2 protein-coding genes are annotated in these 2,385 nt (G+C 65.7%); both read right to left on the minus strand.

What is annotated here, in order from left to right; genetic code table 11:
• Positions 1 to 110: 110 nt before the first annotated feature.
• The gene (istB, locus tag IEX64_RS24095; RefSeq protein ID WP_188823992.1) at positions 111 to 839 is read right to left on the minus strand and encodes an IS21-like element helper ATPase IstB; all 729 of its coding nucleotides are present in this window, start codon (positions 837 to 839) and stop codon (positions 111 to 113) included.
• Positions 826 to 2,340, minus strand: coding sequence for an IS21 family transposase (istA, locus tag IEX64_RS24100; RefSeq protein ID WP_188823994.1), 1,515 nt, complete (start codon positions 2,338 to 2,340; stop codon positions 826 to 828). The genes istB and istA overlap by 14 nt, the downstream gene beginning before the upstream one ends.
• Positions 2,341 to 2,385 lie beyond the last annotated feature (45 nt).

The raw sequence follows: 2,385 nt of genomic DNA on the forward strand, positions 1-2,385 counted from the left end.
ATCCGTTGATGCTGGGCGCGAGTTTCGCTCTGCTGGTGGCATAGGGAGGGCGTAGCCCGACCGGAGGCACCAGCAGAGCGAAGGTCGTCTCTTTTGGCTTCTGGGGCGGGTCAGCTGCGGTTCTTGAAGCGCCAGCTGTCGTTGCCGGTCTCGACGATATCGCAGTGATGGGTGATGCGGTCGAGCAATGCGGTCGTCATCTTGGGGTCGCCGAATACGCTGGGCCATTCGCCGAACGCCAGGTTGGTGGTGATGATCACCGAAGTCTTCTCGTAAAGCTTGCTGATCAGGTGGAACAGCAACTGGCCGCCCGAGCGGGCGAACGGCAGATAGCCCAGCTCATCGAGCACGACGAGTTCGAGGCGTCCGAGCTGAGCGGCAAGTGCTCCGGCTTTGCCGATGCGGGCTTCCTCCTCGAGCCGGGTGACCAGGTCGACGGTGTTGAAGTAGCGGCCACGGGCACCGGCGCGCACGACGCTAGCGGTAATGGCGATGGCTAGGTGCGTCTTTCCCGTGCCTGTTCCCCCGACTAACACGATATTGCGTCTGCCGGGCAGGAACGATCCGGCATGAAGCGAGCGGACCAGCCCTTCGTTGATCGGCGTGCCCTCGAACAGGAACGCGTCGATATCCTTCACCACCGGCAGCTTGGCGGCGCTCATCCGGTAACGGATCGAGGCGGCATGGCGGTGCGCGGCTTCGGCGCGCAGCAGATCGGTCAGGATCTCGGTAATGGAGCGCTGGCGCTGCACGCCGGCGGTGACGGCTTCATCGAACGCGCCGACCATCCCCTTCAGGCCGAGGCCGCGCATGGCGTCGATCATCTCATGCCGCTGCATCGAGGCCTCGCACTGTGTCGTAGCGCGCGCAATCGGCAATGGGCGGATGGCTCAGCTGCAGATCGGCCACGACGTCGAGCGGGCGAACGGGCGGCGGCTCGCGTCGCCGCGACAGGATGTTGAGGATCACCTCGTCGCTGGCGGTGCTGGCGTCGAGCGCTTCGCGGATGGCGGCCTCGACGGCTTCCAGCCCATCACTCGATACCGCCGTCAGCACACGAACGAACCGGCGGTCGGCTTCATCGCCGCTGCCGAGCTTGCGCCGCAGCCGGGCCAGCGCCGGTGGCAGATCCCAGCCCTGGAACGGCGCGCCGTTCCTGAGTGCCCCGGGCTTGTGCGCCAGTACCGGCAGATAGTGCCAGGGATCGTAGATCGTCCGGTCGCGCCCGAAGTGGCGGGGATGTTCGGCAACGACCTCGTCGCCCAGGCGCACGACGATCCGATCGGCATAAGCGCGGACCTGGACTGCGCGGCGCGCGGCCCGCGCCGCCACCGAGTAGCGGTTGCGGTCGAAGCTGATCAGGCAGGTTCCGGTCACCGCGTGGCTCGTCTCGTGGAAGCCGTCGAACGGCGCCAACATCGGCTGCAGCGCCGGGCGCTCCGCATCCCATGCCTCGGCAACGGTCATATCCTTCTGCTCGGGATGCGCCTGCATCGCGGCCCAGCGCAGGCACTCGGCCTCCAGCCACCCGTTGAGATCCTCAAGGCTGGCAAACCGCAGCCGGGGCTGGAAGAAGCGGCCCCGGATCGTCTGGACTTGGTTCTCGACCTGGCCCTTCTCCCAGCCTGCGGCCGGTGAGCACGCGGTCGGCTCGACCATGTAATGATCGGCCATGACCAGGAACCGGCGGTTGAACACGCGTTCCTTGCCCACGAACACGGAAGTCACCGCAGTCTTCATGTTGTCGTAGATACCGCGCAGCGGAACCCCGCCGAAGAAGGCGAAGCCACGTGCATGCGCATCGAACACCATCTCCTGCGTCTCGCGCGGATAGGCCCGCACGTACACCGCCCGCGAGGCACAAAGCCGCATGTGCGCAACCTTCACGCGCATCGGTTTGCCGGCGATCTCCACGTCCTCGTGGCTCCAGTCAAACTGGTACGCCTCGCCCGGCTTGAACAGCAGCGGGATGAACGCGGCCACATCGTCACCGGGATCCTTGCGGCGAGCATCCGCCCAGCGCCGAGAATAGCGCCGGACCGCATCGTACGAACCCTCGAACCCCTCGCGTCGCAGCAGATCGTGGATCCGCGTCATCCGCAGTCGATCACGCCGATGCCGCGCTTCGTTCTCCGTCAGCAGCGTATCGAGCCGCTCCTGGAAAGGCCCGATCCGGGGCAGAGGCTGAACCGAGCGATGATAATCGAACGCGCCTTCAGGAGCCCGGATAGCCTTGCGCACAACCTTCCGCGACAGTCGCAGATCACGTGCAATCGCCTTGATCGGCTTGCCCCCCGCATGCTCGCGCCGAATCCGTACCACTGTCTCCACAACCAACATCCCGATCTCGCCACCTGGAAAACCAGGCCGCTGCCTAAACCATCA

This window comes from Novosphingobium indicum (assembly GCF_014645195.1).
Classification (GTDB): Bacteria; Pseudomonadota; Alphaproteobacteria; order Sphingomonadales; family Sphingomonadaceae; genus Novosphingobium; species Novosphingobium indicum.